This window comes from Ruegeria sp. HKCCD6426 (assembly GCF_057221115.1).
The window spans coordinates 673,287-693,293 of record NZ_JBWVBF010000003.1 but is presented as its reverse complement, the minus strand read 5'-3'; the positions used below and the strand labels follow the sequence as shown (position 1 = coordinate 693,293).

The 20,007-nt window shown below is 56.6% G+C and carries 18 protein-coding genes and 3 tRNA genes; 11 read left to right on the top strand and 10 right to left on the bottom strand.

What is annotated here, in order from left to right; translation table 11 throughout:
• Positions 1–45: 45 nt before the first annotated feature.
• Positions 46–744, top strand: coding sequence for a lipid-binding SYLF domain-containing protein (locus AC2TDA_RS12250; RefSeq protein ID WP_480848094.1), 699 nt, complete (start codon positions 46–48; stop codon positions 742–744).
• A 4-nt stretch (positions 745–748) separates the two neighbouring features.
• Here the strand turns inward: AC2TDA_RS12250 and AC2TDA_RS12245 are convergent, their stop codons facing one another.
• Complete coding sequence (locus tag AC2TDA_RS12245; protein WP_480879425.1) at positions 749–1,702, bottom strand: radical SAM protein; 954 nt, start codon at positions 1,700–1,702, stop codon at positions 749–751.
• Positions 1,703–1,864: 162 nt separating this feature from the next.
• Here AC2TDA_RS12245 and zwf point away from each other — a divergent pair, with 162 nt between their 5' ends.
• From zwf to AC2TDA_RS12225, 4 genes are all read left to right on the top strand, one after another.
• Positions 1,865–3,319, top strand: coding sequence for a glucose-6-phosphate dehydrogenase (gene zwf, locus AC2TDA_RS12240; RefSeq protein WP_480848090.1), 1,455 nt, complete (start codon positions 1,865–1,867; stop codon positions 3,317–3,319).
• Positions 3,316–3,987, top strand: coding sequence for a 6-phosphogluconolactonase (pgl, locus tag AC2TDA_RS12235; protein WP_480879424.1), 672 nt, complete (start codon positions 3,316–3,318; stop codon positions 3,985–3,987). The genes zwf and pgl overlap by 4 nt, the downstream gene beginning before the upstream one ends.
• A 5-nt stretch (positions 3,988–3,992) precedes the next feature.
• Complete coding sequence (gene pgi / locus AC2TDA_RS12230) at positions 3,993–5,603, top strand: glucose-6-phosphate isomerase (RefSeq protein WP_480879423.1); 1,611 nt, start codon at positions 3,993–3,995, stop codon at positions 5,601–5,603.
• Between the two features lie 189 nt (positions 5,604–5,792).
• Positions 5,793–7,412, top strand: coding sequence for a long-chain-fatty-acid--CoA ligase (locus AC2TDA_RS12225; protein ID WP_480879422.1), 1,620 nt, complete (start codon positions 5,793–5,795; stop codon positions 7,410–7,412).
• 18 nt (positions 7,413–7,430) lie between these two features.
• Here the strand turns inward: AC2TDA_RS12225 and AC2TDA_RS12220 are convergent.
• From AC2TDA_RS12220 to AC2TDA_RS12210, 3 genes are all read right to left on the bottom strand, one after another.
• Positions 7,431–7,505 (bottom strand) — tRNA-Asn (locus tag AC2TDA_RS12220).
• Positions 7,506–7,635: 130 nt separating this feature from the next.
• Positions 7,636–7,710, bottom strand: a tRNA-Asn gene (locus AC2TDA_RS12215).
• Between the two features lie 77 nt (positions 7,711–7,787).
• Positions 7,788–8,702, bottom strand: a complete 915-nt coding sequence (locus AC2TDA_RS12210) for an MBL fold metallo-hydrolase (RefSeq protein WP_480879421.1) — start codon at positions 8,700–8,702, stop codon at positions 7,788–7,790.
• A 44-nt stretch (positions 8,703–8,746) separates the two neighbouring features.
• Here AC2TDA_RS12210 and AC2TDA_RS12205 point away from each other — a divergent pair, with 44 nt between their 5' ends.
• Positions 8,747–10,066, top strand: a complete 1,320-nt coding sequence (locus AC2TDA_RS12205) for an ATP-binding protein (RefSeq protein WP_480879420.1) — start codon at positions 8,747–8,749, stop codon at positions 10,064–10,066.
• A 3-nt stretch (positions 10,067–10,069) separates the two neighbouring features.
• Here the strand turns inward: AC2TDA_RS12205 and AC2TDA_RS12200 are convergent.
• A tRNA-Ile gene (locus AC2TDA_RS12200) sits at positions 10,070–10,146 on the bottom strand.
• 107 nt (positions 10,147–10,253) lie between these two features.
• On the opposite strand from AC2TDA_RS12200, the gene purM reads away from it, so the two are divergent.
• From purM to rnd, 3 genes are all read left to right on the top strand, one after another.
• Positions 10,254–11,300 carry a phosphoribosylformylglycinamidine cyclo-ligase gene (purM, locus tag AC2TDA_RS12195; RefSeq protein WP_480879419.1) on the top strand — a complete coding sequence of 349 codons (1,047 nt, stop codon included), beginning with the start codon at positions 10,254–10,256 and terminating at the stop codon, positions 11,298–11,300.
• Positions 11,297–11,893: a phosphoribosylglycinamide formyltransferase gene (purN, locus tag AC2TDA_RS12190; protein WP_480879418.1), complete on the top strand. Its 597-nt coding sequence runs from the start codon at positions 11,297–11,299 to the stop codon at positions 11,891–11,893. Before purM ends, purN begins: the two co-directional genes overlap by 4 nt.
• A gap of 115 nt (positions 11,894–12,008) precedes the next feature.
• Complete coding sequence (gene rnd, locus AC2TDA_RS12185) at positions 12,009–13,166, top strand: ribonuclease D (RefSeq protein ID WP_480879417.1); 1,158 nt, start codon at positions 12,009–12,011, stop codon at positions 13,164–13,166.
• A gap of 6 nt (positions 13,167–13,172) precedes the next feature.
• On the opposite strand, the gene AC2TDA_RS12180 is transcribed toward rnd, so the two are convergent.
• Entirely contained in the window at positions 13,173–13,697 is a 525-nt protein-coding gene (locus tag AC2TDA_RS12180) for a hypothetical protein (RefSeq protein ID WP_480848073.1), read from the bottom strand.
• A gap of 142 nt (positions 13,698–13,839) precedes the next feature.
• Here AC2TDA_RS12180 and AC2TDA_RS12175 point away from each other — a divergent pair, with 142 nt between their 5' ends.
• Positions 13,840–14,250, top strand: coding sequence for a SufE family protein (locus AC2TDA_RS12175; protein WP_480848071.1), 411 nt, complete (start codon positions 13,840–13,842; stop codon positions 14,248–14,250).
• Here AC2TDA_RS12175 and AC2TDA_RS12170 read toward each other — a convergent pair.
• Both AC2TDA_RS12170 and AC2TDA_RS12165 read right to left on the bottom strand, forming a co-directional pair.
• The gene (locus AC2TDA_RS12170; protein ID WP_480879416.1) at positions 14,247–14,930 is read right to left on the bottom strand and encodes a DUF1638 domain-containing protein; all 684 of its coding nucleotides are present in this window, start codon (positions 14,928–14,930) and stop codon (positions 14,247–14,249) included. The two genes, AC2TDA_RS12175 and AC2TDA_RS12170, sit on opposite strands and share 4 nt — an antisense overlap.
• Before the next feature lie 123 nt (positions 14,931–15,053).
• Positions 15,054–15,752, bottom strand: coding sequence for a corrinoid protein (locus AC2TDA_RS12165; protein ID WP_480848067.1), 699 nt, complete (start codon positions 15,750–15,752; stop codon positions 15,054–15,056).
• Between the two features lie 277 nt (positions 15,753–16,029).
• Here AC2TDA_RS12165 and AC2TDA_RS12160 point away from each other — a divergent pair, with 277 nt between their 5' ends.
• Entirely contained in the window at positions 16,030–17,118 is a 1,089-nt protein-coding gene (locus tag AC2TDA_RS12160) for a PA0069 family radical SAM protein (protein WP_480879415.1), read from the top strand.
• 49 nt (positions 17,119–17,167) lie between these two features.
• Here the strand turns inward: AC2TDA_RS12160 and gltA are convergent, their stop codons facing one another.
• Positions 17,168–18,463: a citrate synthase gene (gltA, locus tag AC2TDA_RS12155; protein ID WP_480848063.1), complete on the bottom strand. Its 1,296-nt coding sequence runs from the start codon at positions 18,461–18,463 to the stop codon at positions 17,168–17,170.
• 121 nt (positions 18,464–18,584) lie between these two features.
• Positions 18,585–19,985 carry a glutamate--tRNA ligase gene (gltX, locus tag AC2TDA_RS12150; RefSeq protein ID WP_480879414.1) on the bottom strand — a complete coding sequence of 467 codons (1,401 nt, stop codon included), beginning with the start codon at positions 19,983–19,985 and terminating at the stop codon, positions 18,585–18,587.
• Positions 19,986–20,007 lie beyond the last annotated feature (22 nt).

Here is a 20,007-nt window from a genome sequence, read left to right as displayed (position 1 = left end):
GGGTAAGGTATCGACCGAGTCGCCGGTCGCATTCGGAGCCACAATATGACAAGAGTTCTGTTTTTCATTACCGCCGCTTGTCTGGCGTGCGGAGGGGCTGCTGCTGACGGCGTTCTGGGAAAGATCAAGAAAGGCGCCGAGAATACGGCAAATGCGATCGGGCGTGGAGCGGAGAGCGTTGGCAACACCATAGACAAGGGCGCAAACGCGGTCGATGAAACCATCAATTCAACGGCAAACCTTGTGTCCAACGAAGCTACACCTGAAGAAACACGCGCCAAGCTCGACCTTATGGCAGATGATGTATTGACGCAGCTATTGGCTGAAAACCCCGAGGCGCGGTCTCTTTACGACGTCAGCGCGGGTTACGCGGTGTTCGATTCTCGTAAAATAACTGTATTTCCTGTTTCGGCGGGTTATGGGCGCGGTGTTGCAGTGTCAAAAGAAACGGACCACCACACCTACATGAATATGGGTACAGGCGGGGTCGGAGCGGCCATAGGTATAGGCGGGTTTGAAACCAAGTTCGTAATTCTGTTCGAAACACCGGAGGTGCTGGAAAAGTTCATAACCTATGGGTATGACGCCACAGCGGAATCCGGGGCTATGTACGGCGATGACAGCAGCAATGAAACCGTTCGGTTCACCGATGGTCGGTCATTCTTTGTGTTGGGTAAGAAGGGCTGGCGGGTTTCGGCTGGGGCGTCTGGCACGAAATACTGGAAATCTCCGGAATTGAACTGAAGGTTCAACTTGAACAGCTTGCCCCGCCAAGAACGCAAAACTTGGCACAATGCGGGTGGTTCAGGTGCACGTCTGCCTCGGCTTCCGCCAATGTTGTACCCATTTCGAATTCAGCCGCGTAAGGCAGTAGGGTGCAAGCCAGAACGACAGGGCTTGCAGCGCCATTGCGTTTGACCACCATGCGCGAGTTGGCGCACATGACCTCGCTTGGGGATTTGTTCAGTATGTCCCAGCAAGCGGTTGTAATTTCAGGGACATCAACCGTTTCGTCCATCTCCGGAAACAGGACTGTTTGAGCAGGATTCCGGGCGTCGATGTCAAAACCATGTTCTGCGAAGAATTCCGCATAGCCCTTTCGGTTTTCGGCATTGGTGTCCCCCCAGACAGTTCGCCCAGCCACCGTCATTCTGAACCCATTGTCGCGCAACCATTTCATGCCGGTCAGAGTTCTCTCGAAACTGCCTGTGCCGCGCTCTTTATCATGTAATTCGGGCTTATAATGATCTACGGAAACACGTAGCGTCAGTGCGCCGGGATGACTGCGTTCGAGCTCCAGCAACCCTTCACGCATCTTGCGGCGCATCATTGGCAGCATGGCGTTAGTCAAAATCAGCACATCATAGTCGCGTTCCAGCGCCGCACGGGCCATGCCAATCATTTCGGGGTTCATGAAAGGTTCGCCGCCGGTGAAACCGATTTCGCGGATCGGCCAATTCCGGGCATCGATCTGATCCAGGTAGGCCCGGACTTCGTCTGCAGTGATATACACCAGCGCATCATTGGTCGGGCTGCTGGCGATATAGCAATTCGAACATTCGATATTGCACAAGGTTCCAGTGTTGAACCACAACGTTTCAGGCTGTTTCAACGAGACCGAAGCACGGGTCTGACCATCTGCTGCCACCAATTTGTTCTGAAACTTACCGATATTGGCGATGTGAGGGACGTTGTCTTTCATTCCGCATCCGGTTCTTTGCAAATTAGTAGTTGATCTAGTTCGATCTGGACTATCGGAAAAGGTGCTGAAGTCAGAACTGACAGAGTTTTGATGGAAGCAAAAAAAGAAAATATGGTGGCGCTAACATTGGACATGGCTCGAACGGCAAGGTAAGGAAAACCCATGGTTTCTCGCGTCATACCTGTAGACCCTTTTGATCTGGTCATTTTCGGTGGAACCGGCGATCTGGCACAACGCAAGATCCTGCCGGCACTGTTTCGTCGCTATTGTGCAGGCCAGTGGCCCAAAGACACCCAGATCATAGCTGCTGCACGTAGTGATTTGGATCGTGCGGCATTCCAGGCGCTGGTCTCTGATTCGTTGCGCCAACACGCGCCAAACCGGTCGAAGGACGCGGAAAAGCTGAACGGGTTTCTGAACCGCGTGGATTATGTCCGGTTGGACGCGCTTTCTGAGGATGGTTGGGCCGCGTTGGCGGACAAGTTGCATCAGGACCGCGTACGGGCGTTCTATTTCTCAGTCGGTCCTCGGCTGTTCGGGCCTCTGGCCGAGCGGATCAATGAGAATGGCCTGGCCAATGCACAAACCCGTGTTGTTGTTGAAAAACCATTCGGCCATGACCTGGAAAGCGCACGCGATCTCAATGCCACGCTGGCGGCACATTTTTCCGAAGGTCAAATCTATCGCATCGATCACTATCTGGGTAAGGAAACCGTTCAGAACCTGATGGCGGTGCGGTTTGGGAACATGATGTTCGAGCCGTTGTGGAACAGCCAATATGTGGATCATATTCAGATCACCGTGGCTGAAACCGTCGGCATCGCCGGGCGCGAGGAATATTACGAGCGGGCAGGCGCCATGCGGGATATGGTGCAGAACCACCTGATGCAACTTTTGTGCCTGATCGCAATGGAGCCGCCGGCCAAGTTCGATCCTAACGCGGTACGGGATGAAAAACTGAAAGTGATCCGCGCGTTGGATCCGGTCGAGCCGCATCACATCGTGCGCGGCCAGTTTTCGGCAGGGCCCGAGGGGCTGGGTTATCGTGACGTTGTGGGCAATCCGCGCTCGACCACCGAAAGCTATGTCGCGCTGCGCGCCCATGTCAGCAACTGGCGGTGGGCAGGTACACCTTTTTACCTGCGTACAGGCAAACGGTTGGTGGCGCGATCGTCGGTCATCAATGTACAGTTCAAGGACGCGCCACACTCGATATTCGGGGAAGAAGCAGGACGGCACGCGAATGCACTGTCGATCCGTCTGCAACCGAATGAAGGCATCACGCTGAAAGTGACGATAAAAGAACCAGGCCAAGGCGGGATGCGTTTGGTCGACGTGCCGCTGGACATGAGCTTTGCCGAGGCGTTGGGCCCGGAAAACCAGGACCCGCCTGATGCCTATGAAAGGCTGGTGATGGATGTGATCCGGGGCAACCAAACGTTGTTCATGCGCGGTGACGAGGTAGAGGCCGCATGGGCCTGGACCGATCCTGTCATTGCCGGATGGCAGGCACGGGGCGATGTGCCCAAACCTTATGAAAGCGGAAGCACCGGTCCGGGCGACGCCGAGCTGCTGATGAAACGCGACGGTCGCCACTGGCAAGGGATCAAGCCATGAAAATACAGGAATATGCCGACCGCGATATGCTGGCAATTGATGTGGCCAATGACTTGGCCGGTGATCTTGAGGCCGCTTTGCTGCATCACGATCTGGTGTCCTTTGCCGTGCCGGGCGGCACTACGCCCGGACCGATTTTTGACGGGCTTTGCGCGGCTGATCTGGAGTGGGATCGTGTTCGGGTTCTGCCCACTGATGAACGCTGTGTTCCAGCCGATGATGAACGCTCGAACGAACGTCTCATCCGTGAGCGTCTGCTGACCAGCCGTGCGTCGGTGGCCGAGTATGTGCCGCTATTTGTGCCGGGGCGGAACCCCGAGGACGCTCTGGCCGAGATTGAAACGCTGATCGCACCTGTGCTGCCGCTCTCGGTCCTGGTTTTGGGCATGGGCGAGGATATGCACACCGCCTCGCTGTTTCCGGGTATGGCCGATTTGGGCGCAGCGTTGGACAGCCACGCGCCGATGCTGGCCGTGGCGCGAACAGATGTTCAGCCCGAGCCGCGTATTACGCTGACGGCACCTGTATTGGACGGGGCGCTGTCCAAGCATCTGATTATCTACGGTGACGCGAAACGCACCGCATTGGAACGAGCGATGACAATGCCTCCCGAAGAGGCACCGATCGCCGCTGTGCTCAGCGGCATGACGGTACATTGGGCGGAGTAAGAGGTATGCAACTCGAAACCCTCAAATATCTTGCTGAACAGGGGGCTGGCGACAGCATTCTTAACCTGTTCGAAACAGACCCTGAGCGAGCGCGTGAATTTTCAGCCTCGACCGGTGATATGCTGTTCGACTACTCGAAAACCAAAATCGACAAAGATGTCCGTGCCGAATTGATCCGCCTGTGCGACGCCGCTGATCTGGCCGCGCGTCGTGATGCGATGTTTGGCGGCGAGAAAATCAACGAAACCGAGGGGCGGGCGGTTCTGCATACAGCCTTGCGCAACCTGGATGGAGGTCCGGTCGAGGTTGATGGACATGACGTCATGCCAGACGTCCTGGACACGTTGCAACGGATGCGAGTCTTTGCCGAAGAAATCCGAGGCGGCGCGATTCAAGGCCCGGGTGGCAGTTTCACCGATGTGGTGAATATCGGGATCGGAGGGTCCGATCTCGGCCCGGTCATGGCGACCCACGCGCTTGCGCCTTATCACGACGGGCCGAGGCTGCATTACGTGTCGAACGTGGACGGCGCGCATATCGCCGATACGCTGCGCGAGCTCGATCCGACACGCACACTGATCATTGTGGCCTCCAAGACTTTTACAACGATCGAAACTATGACCAACGCGCGCACCGCCCGTGCCTGGGTAATGGACGGCGGTGGCGATCCGGCGCGGCAATTTGCTGCTGTCTCCAGCGCTTTGGACAAAACAGCGGCCTTTGACATCCCCGAGGACAGAGTCTTTGGATTCGCTGATTGGGTTGGTGGTCGCTATTCCGTCTGGGGACCAGTGGGATTGCCCGTAATGATTGCCGTTGGCTCGAACGCCTTTGATGCATTTTTGCGGGGCGGGCAGGCGATGGACCTGCACTTCCGATCGGCCGATTGGGTTGAGAATATGCCGGTTATGCTGGCCCTGGTTGGCATCTGGCACCGTCAGGTGTTGAACCACACCGGCCGCGCGGTGCTGCCCTATGACCAACGTCTGCTGCGCTTGCCTGCCTATTTCCAGCAGTTAGAGATGGAATCGAACGGCAAGTCGGTCGCCACGGACGGCAGCGCGCTGACCATGCCCTCGGGACCTGTCGTCTGGGGTGAACCGGGCACCAACGGTCAGCACGCCTTTTATCAGCTGATCCATCAGGGTACCGATGTGGTTCCGTGCGAGTTCATGGTGGCCGCCGAGGGACATGAGCCTGAACTTGCCCATCATCACCGCTTGTTATTGGCCAATTGCCTGGCCCAGTCCGAGGCATTGATGCGCGGCCGTTCACTAGATGAAGCGCGGGACCGTATGACTGCCAAAGGGCTGGAAGGCGACGAGTTGGAACGGCAGGCCCGTCACCGGGTATTCCCGGGCAACCGGCCTTCGACCACGCTGATCTATCCCAAGCTCACGCCGTTTGTGCTGGGCCAGATCATCGCCCTGTATGAACACCGGGTTTTCGTCGAAGGGACCTTGTTGGGAATCAATTCGTTTGATCAATGGGGCGTTGAGCTGGGTAAGGAACTGGCTACCTCGCTGGGGCCGATCGTGGAGGGAGATGTCAGCGCGGCGGACAAGGACGGATCGACCGCGGCTTTGGTCGACTATGCGCTGCGGCATCGGCGCTGATAGGCGGTCCTGACCGTGGTCCGCTGTCGCGACCGACAGCATTCTTTTATTGTCAGACAATTGAAAGATTGGCAGGGTCGTTGCCAATCAATGCCAATGTTTGATCCGTCTGGCTCTGCTGGGACGTAATGCAAACAAGGCAATAAAGCGCGGCCGCTACGGCACGAAGCTGACTATGGGAGGATGTCCATGCTGGGACAGATGATGACGCAGCCGTTGCTGATTTCGTCACTGATTGATCACGCCGAACGTTATCACGGGGAAACCGAGATCATTTCGGTCGAGACCGATGGCTCGGTGACTATGACCGACTGGGCGGGAATTGCGCAAAATGCACGCAGGCTGGCCTCGGCGCTTAACCGGCTGGGATTACAACCGCAGGATCGCATAGGGACGCTGGCGTGGAACAACCGGCGCCATCTTGAGATTTATTACGCCGTGTCCGGTGCAGGTTTCGTCTGCCATACGATCAACCCGCGTCTGTTTCCGGACCAGCTGACCTACATCATCAACCACGCTCAGGACCGGGTGTTGTTCTTTGATGCAACATTTATCCCTCTTGTCTCAGCATTGCAGGAACACCTGAGTGAGGTTCAGCACTTTGTGCTGATGGGGCCTCGGGACGACGCCGCATCGGAGCAGGTGGTCGATTTGAAATTCTATGACGAGTTGATCGATGCGGGCAGCGACGATTTTGAATGGCCCGACTTGGACGAAAATACGGCCAGCGGCCTTTGTTATACGTCGGGCACGACAGGACACCCCAAGGGCGTTTTGTATTCCCATCGTTCGACAGTATTACACAGTTTTGCATCGAACACGCGGGATGTTATTGGGTTTTCGGCGATGGACGTCGTGATGCCGGTTGTACCGATGTTCCACGTTAACGCTTGGGGTTCGCCTTACGCGTGCGCCATGTCCGGGTCACGCATGGTGCTACCGGGGCCGGGTTTGCACGGCGAAGCGCTGGTTGATCTGATCGACAAGCATGGTGTGACGCTGGCAATGGGCGTCCCGACTATCTGGCAGGGCCTTCTGGCTCATGCCCAGCAAAACGGTTCTCAGCTGACTAGCCTGAACCGCACCGTCATAGGCGGTGCTGCTTGCCCGCCGTCAATGATTGAAACCTTCCGGGAAACCTATGGCGTCGATACCGTCCACGCCTGGGGTATGAGCGAAATGAGCCCTCTGGGAACGACCAACTATCCGCTGGCCAAACACCTCGATCTGCCGCTTGAAGAACAACACAGACTACGCGAGAATCAGGGACGTCCTCCTTTTGGCGTGGAATTAAAGATCGTAGATGATGACGGCAACGATCTGCCACATGACGGTGAAACACAGGGCGATCTGATGGTTCGCGGTCCTTGGGTGTTGGACAGCTATTTTCAGCTGCAGGATCAGGATCTTTTGCAAAACGGCTGGTTCGCGACTGGCGACGTGGCGACACTGGACCCTGACGGCTATATGACGATCCGCGACCGGTCTAAGGACATCATCAAATCCGGCGGCGAATGGATCAGTTCCGTCGAACTGGAAAACATCGCCGTCGCACACCCGAAACTGGCCACTGCTGCGGTTGTTGGAGTGCCTCATCCGAAGTGGGACGAGCGCCCGTTGCTCGTGGCGGTTAAGTCCGAGGGTGAAGATCCGACAGAGCAAGAGCTATTGGACTTTTTTGACGGTAAAATTCCTAAGTGGCAGGTGCCCGACAAGGTTGTTTTCGTAGATGCGCTGCCGCTTAATGCGACGGGTAAAATCCTGAAACGCAATCTGCGCGCGGACTTCAACGATGCCCTGTCGGGCTGAGTGTCGATGATTGGAGAATGGCTCCGGCGGTAGGGATCGAACCTACGACCAATTGATTAACAGTCAACTGCTCTACCGCTGAGCTACGCCGGAACGGTTCGCGCCGTATAGCAATCAGATTTCCTGGCGTCCAGAGGGGTCAAAGAGTTTTTTCGACGAAAAACTGGACCGGACTTCGGATCACACGTCAGTGCAGTTTGAAACGCGCAGATGTAAGGAAAATTGGCTCCGGCGGTAGGGATCGAACCTACGACCAATTGATTAACAGTCAACTGCTCTACCGCTGAGCTACGCCGGAACTGAGGGCGCGTATAACAACACCGATTTTCGCCGTCCAGAGGGGATGCGCATAACGATGAAAAAAATTTCTGCGGGTCAGCTGAGCCGCCGGAATTGTGCTGCTACAGACAGGTCTTGAAGCGGTTCAACGCGGAATTTTCCCGTCAGGTCCACAAGATGCGCAAATACATTTCGTTCGGCGGCTGGCAGCAATGCGTCAGAGGTATCGACATATATCCGGCGGGCCAATTCTTGCACTGTTGCAGGGCCGTCCTCCAGTGCAGTCAGGATTTGGCATTCACGCCCAAGACGATGTTCGATCAGCCAATCCAGCCGGGCCGCAGGTTCAGTAACGGGGGCTCCGTGGCCCGGATGAAACACGGACCATTGGCGCGCGCGCAAGCGGTGGCACGCGTCCATGAAATCTGTCAGGTCACCGTCCGGCGGCGAGACCAGCGAGCTGGCCCAGCCCATTACATGATCGGCGGTAAAACACGCTTCGCCCCAAGCAAGCGCGATGTGATTGCCCAGATGACCCGGCGTGTGGATTACCTCAAGCTCCCAGTCCTCACCTCGGATGATCTGACCATCCAGCACCTCCTGATCTGGGCGAAAGCCTGAATCGATGCCTTCGCCGCCTCCGGCCAACCCTTGTTTCGCCAGCTGCGTCATGACGGCGCTACGACCGGCTTCTGGCTCGCCAAAGGCCAGAATCGGCGCGCCGGTGCGCGCGGATAAAGGGGCGGCGAGGGGCGAGTGGTCCAGATGGGAGTGAGTCACCAGAATGTGGCTGACCCGCTGATCGGGCTGCAACGCGTTTAGAATCGCGTCGAGGTGTGCTTCGATCATCGGGCCGGGATCGATCACCGCGATGCCTCGGGTGCCCAGCAAATAAGTGTTTGTGCCGCGATAAGTCATCGGCGACGGATTTGGCGCAAGAATCCGTCGGAGGCCGGGTGAAAGCTCTTCGGCCACGCCGGGTGCTGGGTTGAAACTGTCAGGGGCTTGCATTGTGACCTCTTCCTCTTACCCAGGTGGCCCGCTAGGTTTAGCGCATGTCGTCGCAATTGCTCAAACCCTATATGCCCCGCAGCCTGTATGCCCGTGCTGCCTTGATTCTCGTGCTGCCGGTCATTGTCGTGTTGTTGGTGGTGTCCATCGCCTTTCTGCAGAAACACCTTGAAGAGGTGACGCAGCAAATGACGCGTTCCGCTGCACGGGAAGTTGATCTGATCATGGAGGGGATGCAGGGCGCCGAGACACAGCAAGAGGCGCTGGCTGCCGTAAGAACCGAATTGACGGCCCTGGGAATGACGGCGCGATTCCTGAACCCGGACGAAGAAGCCGAAGCCGGATCACGCCGGTGGCATGATTTCATAGCGCCGCAAGTTGCTGAAAACCTGCACACAAGGTTACCAGAGGCTGTCGCGATAGCCTTGCCGAGCGGCAAAGAGGCGCGCGTTTATCTCGAGACAGACCTTGGGACACTTGAGTTGGCATTCGACCGGAGGCGGTTGTCTCCGGCCGCTCCACACCAGTTGCTTGTCACTATGGTTTTCTTTGCCGTTGTGATGACCACGATTTCCTTTCTTTACATGCGTAACCAATTGCGGCCGATCACTCGCCTTGCCGACGCGGCACAGGCTTTCGGTCGCGGTAGGGTCGTGCCTTACACGCCGAACGGTGCGATCGAGGTGCGCGCGGCGGGAAACGCATTTCTGGACATGCGGTCTCGAATTGAGCGTCAGATCGAACAACGAACACGGATGCTGTCCGGCGTTAGCCATGATCTGCGTACGCCGCTTACCCGGTTGAAACTGGGACTGTCGCTTATTCCTGAAGAAGAAGCAGGCCCAATGCTCAAAGATGTGGACGAGATGCAGTCCCTTCTGGATGCATTTCTGGAGTTCTCCCGTGGCACTGCTGAGGGCGCCCCCGAGAAAGTGGAGCCCGAATTGTGGCTGCGAGAGATCGTGAAGGACGCGCAGCGTGCCGGTTACGATGTGGAACTCACATCGATCGAAGGGGAAGGCCCCGCCATGATGCGCCCGACCGCGATGCGGCGCGCAGTGGAGAACCTGATCGGGAATGCAGTGCGTTATGGTTCTCGCGCTGAGATGAGTCTGACGCTCACTCCAAAATCCCTGCGCATTCGGGTTGAAGATGATGGACCCGGAATTCCATTGGAACAGCGCACCGAGGCCGTAAGACCATTCACCCGGCTTGATCCGGCCCGAAACCAGAATCAGGGCAGCGGTGTCGGTTTGGGCCTGGCCATCGTTGCGGACATAGCACGCGCCCACGGAGGCACGTTGCGGTTGGGCAAAAGCAAAAACCTGGGCGGATTATGTGCGGATATAGTGATCGGACGGTGAAAATGGTAGGCCCGGAGGGACTCGAACCCCCAACCAAAGCGTTATGAGCGCTCTGCTCTAACCAATTGAGCTACAGGCCCGCCTGAGCGCCTTGGGTATCACGATCTGTGCCCGCGTCAAGCCTGACCGTTGCAACATGTTGCACAATCGAATAACCCGCCCGCAAAGCACTCATGAGGGATTGGCCATGACAGCGGGCAAGAACGGAATCACCTATGCCGATGCCGGTGTGGATATTGACGCAGGCAACGCGCTGGTTGACCGGATCAAGCCGGCGGCGAAGCGCACCAATCGCTCGGGTGTGATGAGTGGGCTAGGCGGGTTCGGCGCGTTGTTCGATCTCAAAGCCGCCGGTTACGAAGACCCGATTCTTGTGGGGGCAACCGATGGCGTGGGCACTAAACTAAGGATCGCTATCGATACCGGTTTGGTGGACGGCGTCGGAATCGACTTGGTGGCGATGTGCGTCAACGATTTGATCTGTCAGGGTGCCGAGCCGCTGTTTTTTCTGGATTACTTCGCCACCGGCAAGCTGGACACGGATACGGCCGCACGGATCATCGAAGGCATCGCCGAAGGGTGTGCACAATCAGGTTGCGCTTTGATCGGTGGTGAAACGGCCGAAATGCCGGGCATGTATCCTGATGGAGATTTCGATTTGGCCGGATTCTCGGTCGGTGCGATGGAGCGGGGCGCTGTTCTTCCCGACGGAGTTCAGGCCGGTGATGTTCTGCTGGGGCTGGCCTCGAACGGGGTGCATTCCAACGGCTACTCGCTGGTGCGCAAACTGGTTGAGATATCGGGGCTGGGTTGGGACTCTGCATCTCCCTTTGGCAGCGGGACGCTGGGCGAAGCACTGCTGACGCCGACGCGGCTCTATGTCAAACCTGCATTGGCGGCGATACGGGCAGGGGGCGTTCATGCGCTGGCCCATATCACCGGTGGTGGCCTGACAGAAAACCTGCCGCGTGTCTTGCCCGAAGGAATGGGTGCCGAAATCGATCTGAACTCCTGGAATCTGACGCCTGTCTTTGGCTGGATGGCAGAAGTCGGCGGGATTGCCGAGGCCGAGATGCTCAAGACCTTCAACTGCGGTATCGGCATGATTGTTGTCTGCTCTGCAGATCAAGCCGACACGCTGACCGGGTTGCTGACCGAGGCTGGCGAGACGGTCTCACGGATTGGTACTGTCACGGAAACACCGGGCGTCGCGTACTCGGGCACCCTGTTGTGAGCCATAAGCGCGTCGCGATCCTGCTGTCTGGCGGGGGGTCGAACATGGTGTCGCTGGTCGACAGCATGGTGAACGATCACCCAGCCCGACCCTGTCTGGTTTTGTCCAATGACCCAAGTGCGGGTGGGATTCAGAAGGCAGCAGATCGCGGTATTCCTACAGCTGTGGTCGATCACCGTCCTTTTAAAGGCGACCGTTCAGCATTCGAGTCAGAACTGGTGAAACCTTTGCTAGAGGCACAACCTGACATAATCTGCCTTGCCGGGTTCATGCGGGTACTGACCGGGGAGTTCGTATCGCAGTTTCAGGGGCAAATGCTGAACATCCACCCGTCACTCTTGCCGAAATACAAGGGCCTGAATACTCACGCACGGGCGATCGAGGCTGGGGACACAGAACATGGCTGTACCGTACACGAGGTTACCGCGGCCCTGGATGACGGTCCGATATTGGGTCAAGCCCGTGTCGAGGTCGAGGCGGCAGATACCTCAGATACTTTGGCCGCGCGGGTTCTGACTTGGGAGCACAAGCTGTACCCGGCTGTTTTGCGGCGCTATGCCCAAGGTGACAAATCCCCGGTTCTGCTACCCTGATTTGCCTTCGGTGATTTACACGCCCCCGGAAATCGGCCTATGGTCGCCCCTAACGCTCGGGACGAGGACGTAAAGACGGGCAGTCATTAAAAAAAGAGCAAGAACAGCACGGCGCATGAGAACCCTGACAACGACGCAAGAGCTGGCCGAATTTTGCAAGACGGCTTCGGAATATCCCTATATTACCGTAGACACAGAGTTTCTACGCGAACGGACATATTATTCGAAGCTGTGCCTGGTGCAGGTGGCCTATCCCTCGGATGACGATGATAGCGCGGTGCTTGTTGATCCGCTGGCCGACAATATGTCGCTTGAGCCTCTCTATGACCTGTTTCGTGATGAACGTGTTGTAAAAGTCTTTCACGCCGCACGACAGGATCTTGAGATTTTCTGGGTTGAAGCCGGTGTTTTCCCTGCACCGCTGTTTGACACGCAGGTCGCTGCGATGGTCTGCGATTTTGGTGAGCAGGTGGGTTATGAAACGCTGGTCCGCAAAATCTGTAAAGCGGGCGTGGATAAAACCTCAAGGTTCACGGACTGGTCCCGCCGCCCTTTGTCGGACGCGCAGAAAACCTATGCTTTGGCGGATGTAACGCATTTGCGGAACATCTACGAATACCTGGCTGCAGAGCTTGAAAAGACCAAACGCAGCCATTGGGTCGCGGAAGAGCTGCAAATTCTGACCCGGCCCGAAACCTACGATATTCGCCCCGAGGACGCATGGCGGCGGGTCAAGACCCGAACGAATTCAGCCAAATTCTTGGCCGTGGTTCGCGAGTTGGCTCAATTTCGAGAGGCTTATGCGCAGGAAAACAATGTCCCGCGTAGTCGTGTATTCAAGGATGATGCCCTAATCGAGATGGCGTCTACCAAGCCAAATTCGACCTCAGATCTCGGTGGTTCACGGTTGCTGTTGCGTGATGCGCGTAAAGGTCCAATAGCCGATGGGATTCTCGCCGCAGTCAAACGCGGCGTGAACTGCCCGCCGGAGCAAATGCCCAAAATTGACAACAGCCGCGACAAGCTGAAGGTCAATCCGGCACTGGCCGATTTGCTGAGGGTATTGCTGAAGTCAAAGACTGAAAGCGCAGGCGTTGCCGCCAAGCTGATTGCGTCCAGCGCCGACTTGGATCTGATCGCCTCCGGGGAACGCGAAGTACCTGCAATGACCGGTTGGCGGTTCGAAGTGTTTGGTGAGGATGCCCTAAAACTCTGCGATGGCAAGATCGCACTGGCGGCAAAAGGGCAAACTGTTCAGGTCGTGTCGCTCTAATCCCGCTTAGCGGCGGCGTGATTCCAATGCGTTTTGCTGACCGACCACACGAACCAGGCGAATGTCCTGCAGCTCCTGTGCGGTGACATTGATAGCATCCGACACCATGCGCGACCGTTCGGTCCCTTGCGATGTTGCATAGTCGGGGTAATTCACACGAAACGAGAACTCCATAATGCCGTTTTTGGTGTTTTCCTCAGATTCAACGCGCCTGAGGTGGGCGTCGTAAGCGCCCTGTCGAATTGCTGTCCCAGCAGCATAAACAATAGCCCCCGCCGGCGTTGGATCGATTCGCAGTTCATCAATCCGAGCGATCGGAATACTGCTGTCGATGGCGTCCGGGCGCTTGAACAAGCCGGCCGAGTCACTTTGCGCCGGAACAAGTGCATTCGGATCTTCGGTTGACAGTTCGCCCGGGGCAGGGGTGCTGGGCTCAAACCAGTTCGAGGGGTTCACCCGCGAGTCGCGCCAGCCGCCGCAGCCTGACAGAATTAACGTGGAAACCAGAAGAACAGACAGAGATTTGTACATGGACCCAACGATTTGTGTATTTTTTCCTGCATCGGGTTACCGCAATTTCATCGTCTTGAAAAGCCACGCCGGGGGGTGGACAGACGGTTAAGCTAAGCATAGGTCACAATTATGATCGCGCAACGCAAGGAATAGCCGAACTATGGCAACGCCCGCCTTTGAAGAGATTGTCGAGGACTTCGAATTTTTGGAGGACTGGGAAGACCGGTACCGCCACGTCATCGAGCAGGGTAAGGCGATGTCCCCGTTGGATGATGCGCTGAAAGTACCGGCAACCAAAGTCAATGGATGCGCAAGTCAGGTATGGCTACACCCTGTAATCGAAGGCGGGGCGTTCCACTTTGATGGCGACAGTGACGCCCTTATTGTACGTGGCCTGATCGCTGTATTGCGGAGCTTGTACAATGGTTTGCCAGTAAGCGAAGTGCCCAGCGTGGATGCTGCGGCCGAACTTGCGCGGCTGGGCTTAAACGACCATTTGTCCGCGCAACGCTCAAACGGGTTGCGTTCGATGATCGAACGGATTCGCGAAGTCGCTTTGGCCAACGCCTAGCTTTGGTCCTGCTGTCCGGCTGTTGGGCGGGCCGCCCAATCGGATAAGGTGGTTTCCAGATCACCATATCTTGTCAGCCTGCGTTCGAAAGTCAGCCCCATTCGATCCGCGCATTCCATTGCCCGTTGGGTAAGGTCGGGATTATCGGTCTGCGCCTGATAGACGAGTTTTGTGTAGTTTCCGAAATACATGTCACGCAGTTCCGGATGCCGGTCCAGACCTAGCGGCTTCCAGACGAACGCATCGAACTGCCGTGCCAGAAAATCCGTTAGGTAGAAGGCTGTGGTTTCGTCATCGGCATGTTCCGCGAAGGCATCGTTGCCCTCGAAGAAAGAATAACAATGCGGGCCCTTGATCATCTCGACGCCCAAACGTTCACAGGCCTGCTGTAACAACCCGCCGGTTCCGCAATCGGCATAGACGACATAGATCCGTTCAAAACTGTCCCGGTGCTTGGCCACCGCGTCTTCGACCGCTTGAGTGATGCGTTCAGGATGGACATGCAGGATTGCCGGTAGACAGGTCAGTGCCATGTGGTCCCAGCCGTTGCGGGCCTTCAAATCCAGAATTTCACGCGCCAGAGCACCACAAGCGATGAGCAGAATCTGCTCGGCCTTTCGCTGTTCGCTAAAACCCTGCACCGTCAGGCTGTTGTCGTCTGGCAATGGCGTGTCCGTCATCGGGCTTCCGTTCGGTTGCGTCTCAGAACAATTTTAGTGCCGCCTGTTGTGATTTAACAAGCGCGGCCCCGGAACAAAAAAAGCCGCCCGAAACGGGCGGCCTTCGGTAATCTTTCAATTGGATTAGCCCGCCATCTGATTGTGGCGGCGCGACACGAAGTCTTTGGCCATTTCCACAGCCACCGCAGCGTCACGGCAATAACCGTCGGCACCAATTGCCTTGCCGAACTCTTCGTTCAGGGGCGCACCACCCACAAGTACGATATAGTCATCGCGCAGGCCCTGTTCGACCAGAGTATCGATGACGACCTTCATATAAGGCATCGTGGTCGTCAGCAGAGCGGACATGCCCAAGATGTCAGGCTGTTCAGACTCCAGCGCCTCAAGGTAGTTTTCTACGGGGTTGTTGATGCCCAGATCGACAACTTCGAACCCTGCGCCTTCCATCATCATCGAAACAAGGTTCTTGCCGATGTCGTGGATGTCGCCCTTGACGGTGCCAATGACCATCTTGCCCACACGGGGCGCACCGGTTTCGGCCAGCAACGGCTTGAGGATCGTCATGCCGCCTTTCATGGCGTTGGCTGCAAGCAAGACCTCGGGGACGAACAAGATGCCGTCGCGGAAGTCGTGGCCAACGATCGTCATGCCACCAACCAGCGCCTTGGTCAGGATGTCGTAAGGGGTCCATCCGCGTTCCAGCAGAATGTTCACACCTTCCTCGATCTCTTCCTTCAGACCATCATAAAGATCGTCGAACATCTGCTCGACAAGTTCGTCGTCGTTCAGTTCTGACAGGATGATGTCTTCTTCATCGGACATGGGGCATTTCCCTGAGCTGTTCGGGCCCTCGGCCCGGGGTGGCAATTTTTTCCGTTTTGGCCATTTCGTCGCATGTATACTGTGACGATTGCGACCTTGGTCGTTCTTAGACCGACCTATAGATGAAAATATGACCTGATGGGGTGGATTTTTTTGCATGACTATCTTGTAGTTTATTCAAGATCCCACGGTATTTTCAAATTTTCCCGTCAGATGGGACGCAGAGGGCAAATGTTGTCGCCTTGCGTGAGCAGCAGCAGTTCTGTATTACAAGACAATGAGAACAAAGAGCGAACAAATTGTTGATCACACACGGCTGGTCGCTCGTGGTTCGGCGTCAAACCATGCCGGCCGTTTCGAGCGGTTCCTCACCACCGCCAAGCATGACGGGTGGGATAACGATGGAGAATTGCCGCCGCTGCGTACTGAAACCCGGGATGAGATTGCACGGAGCCTGATTACCTACAACACCTCTCCTGACTTGCCCTTCGATCGCTCGATCAATCCGTACCGCGGATGTGAACACGGTTGCGTTTATTGTTTTGCGCGCCCGACGCACGCTTATCTGGGGCTTTCTCCGGGTTTGGACTTTGAAACACGTTTGGTCGCGCGTCCGAACTCGGCAAATGTGTTGCGGCGCGAGCTATCGGCGCGGTCCTACAAGGTCGCCCCGATAGCGCTTGGAACCAACACGGATCCATATCAGCCGATCGAGAAGACTCGCGAAATAACAAGAGCCTGTCTTGAAGTTCTGAGAGGTTTTCAACACCCGGTTGGTATCGTAACCAAGGGCACTCTGGTAGAGCGCGATCTGGATATTTTAGCGCCCATGGCGAAGCAGGGCTTGGTCCGTGTGGGGATTTCTTTGACAACCCTGGATTCTGATCTGTCCCGTAGAATGGAGCCGCGTGCGCCGTCTCCGCAACGCCGCTTGAAAACAATCAGGCGGCTGACCGAGGCTGGAGTTCCGGTGCGTGTAATGACATCGCCCATCGTGCCCGGTCTGACGGACCACGAGCTGGAACACCTACTGGAGGCCGGTCAGGAGGCGGGGGCTGATGCGGCCAGTTGGATCATGTTGCGATTGCCGCGTGAGGTATCAGAATTGTGGCAGGAGTGGTTGGCGGAACACGAACCGCATCGCGCCGGGAAGATCATGGCGCGCCTGCGCGAGATGCATGGGGGAAAAGACTACGACCCACGTTGGGGGCACAGAATGCGGGGCGAGGGCACCTACGCAGAGATGATTGCGCATCGCTTCAAAGCGGCGCTAAAGCGACTAGGACTGGCGACCCAGTCGCCGCCCTTGCGTTGCGATTTATTTGCTGTGCCAGCGCAGGTCGGCGATCAGCTTAGCTTGTTTTGACAAAAAAGCCCCGGCGCAGGGCCGGGGCTTAAGTTCGATTTGGCTTGTCTCAGCGTTTTTCGATATCAACGTAGTCCCGCATGGTCTCGCCCAGATACAGCTGACGCGGACGACCGATCTTGTTTTGCGGGTCGGCGATCATCTCTTTCCACTGGCTGACCCAGCCGACGGTACGCGACAGTGCAAAGATCGGCGTGAACATCGAAGTCGGGAAGCCCATCGCTTCAAGGATGATGCCCGAATAGAAGTCTACGTTCGGGAACAGCTTCTTCTCGGCGAAATACGGATCTTCCAGAGCTTCTTTCTCCAGCTCTTTTGCGACCTGCAATTTCGGATTGTTTTCGATGCCCAGCAGCTCAAGAACTTCGTCCGCCGACTGTTTCATCACCTTGGCTCGCGGATCGAAATTCTTGTAGACGCGGTGACCAAAGCCCATCAGGCGGAACGGATCGTCCTTGTCCTTGGCGCGGGCGATGAATTCGGGGATGCGGTCGACGGTACCGATCTCTTCCAGCATCTCAAGGCAGGCCTGGTTGGCACCGCCATGGGCCGGACCCCAAAGACAAGCAACACCAGCGGCGATACAGGCAAACGGGTTTGCCCCCGACGAAGACGCCAGACGCACGGTCGAGGTCGACGCGTTCTGTTCGTGGTCGGCGTGCAGCGTGAGTATCCGGTCCATTGCGCGGCTGAGGATCGGATTGACGTCATAATCCTCGGCGGGCACGGCGAAACACATGCGCAGGAAGTTCGACGCATAATCCATATCATTGCGCGGATAAATGAAAGGCTGGCCGATGTGATACTTATAGGCCCAGGCCGCGATGGTGGGCATCTTGGCGATCAGACGATGCGAGGCGATCTCGCGCTGTTGCGGGTCCGAGATGTCTGTCGAATCGTGATAGAACGCCGACATGGCACCCACAACGCCGACCATAATGGCCATCGGGTGCGCGTCCCGGCGGAACCCGCGGTAGAAATACTGCATTTGTTCATGCAGCATAGTGTGGCGGGTTATCGTGGTCTCAAACTCTTCGAGAACGGCTGCGGTGGGCAGCTCTCCGTACAGCAGCAGATAGCAGACTTCCAGAAAATGGGATTTTTCGGCCAATTGGTCGATCGGGTAACCCCGGTGCAGAAGCTCGCCCTTTTCACCGTCAATATAGGTGATGGTGCTGTCGCAACTGGCGGTTGAAGTGAATCCGGGATCATAAGTGAATACGCCCGCCTGGCTATAAAGCTTGCGGATATCAACAACGTCCGGCCCCGCGGTTGGCGAATGAACCGGCAACTCGTATTCTTTACCATGGACAGTCAGCGTGGCGGTTTTGTTGCTATCGGTCATTTCATCCCTTCCTCAGTCATGCGCATGTCGGATCGCTGTCCGACCTTGCGGGCAACGGCTGCGCGCAAGCGCGCAGTCCGGGTATTAGCGGAGCAGCGTTACCCGAATGTGAAGGTCGGGCCTAGTTCACTGCATCAGAAAGTCGCGCCAGGGTCTCATCCCTCCCAAGCACGAGCATCATGTCAAAAACCGAAGGTGTCGCAGCCCGACCGGCCAAAACCGCCCGTAGCGGACCCGCCAGTTTACCGAACTTAACCCCTTTCGCTTCTGCAAACGAATTCAGGGTTTCCTCCAGCTCGTCACGGGACCAGCTAGCATTTTGCAGATGCGGCGTCAATTCACTCAGTATACCATCGGATACAGATGCCAGCGCTTTTTCGGCTTTTTCATCAGGTGCAATCGGCCTTGACGTCAGAACAAAGTGCGCTTTTTCAAGCAGTTCTGGGAACGTTCGGGCTCGATCCTTGAGGCAATACATCGCACGTTCCAGATCACTGGATTGTGTGTCACTCAGAGTGTTGTGACCAGCCGCTGCCAGATAGCCTGCGATTTCATGCCGCAGCGCAGCATCCTCAGATATTGCAATGTGCTGGCCGCACAGGTTCTCAAGCTTCTTAAGATCGAAACGGGCAGGGCTTTTGCCAATGCCGTCCAGATCGAACCATTCCTTTGCCTGTTCATCAGTAAAGAACTCATCATCCCCATGGCTCCACCCCAGCCGCGCCAGATAGTTGCGCATACCGGCCGCAGGATATCCCATTGCCTGGTATTCCTGCGCACCCAGTGCGCCATGGCGCTTACTCAGTTTTTTGCCATCAGGGCCGTGAATCAGAGGAATATGTGCCCAGATTGGGACGTCCCAGTCCATTGCTTCGTAGATCATCATCTGACGTGCGGCGTTGTTCAGGTGGTCATCGCCTCGGATAACATGGGTTACGCCCATGTCGTGATCATCCACTACGACGGCCAACATGTAGACTGGCGTTCCATCTGAACGAAGCAAGACCATGTCGTCCAGTTGGTCGTTGCGAATAGTGACGTCGCCCTGAACCTGATCCCGGATGATCGTGACGCCGTCCTGAGGTGCCTTGATACGGATCACAAACGGTAGATCAGGATGGGTCGAGTCATCAGCATCCCGCCAGGGGCTGCGGAATAAGGTGGATTTGCCCTCTGCGCGTGCCTGATCGCGGAAAGCGGCAATTTCTTCCTGCGTCGAGAAGCACTTGTAAGCTTTTCCCTGTGCGAGCAGTTGGTGGGCGACTTGGGCATGGCGAGCGGCACCTTCAAACTGACTTTTGATGTCGCCGTCATGATCCAGGCCCAACCACTCCATACCTTGCAAAATAGCAGCGGTTGCTTCGGGGGTGGATCTTTCCCGATCGGTATCCTCAATCCTCAGCAGGAACTTTCCGCCACGACCCCGAGCATACAGCCAATTGAACAACGCGGTACGGGCGCCGCCGATATGTAAAAACCCGGTGGGCGATGGGGCAAAACGGGTGACGACCTGATCGGACATAGTGGTGATTAACCTTTTGGTA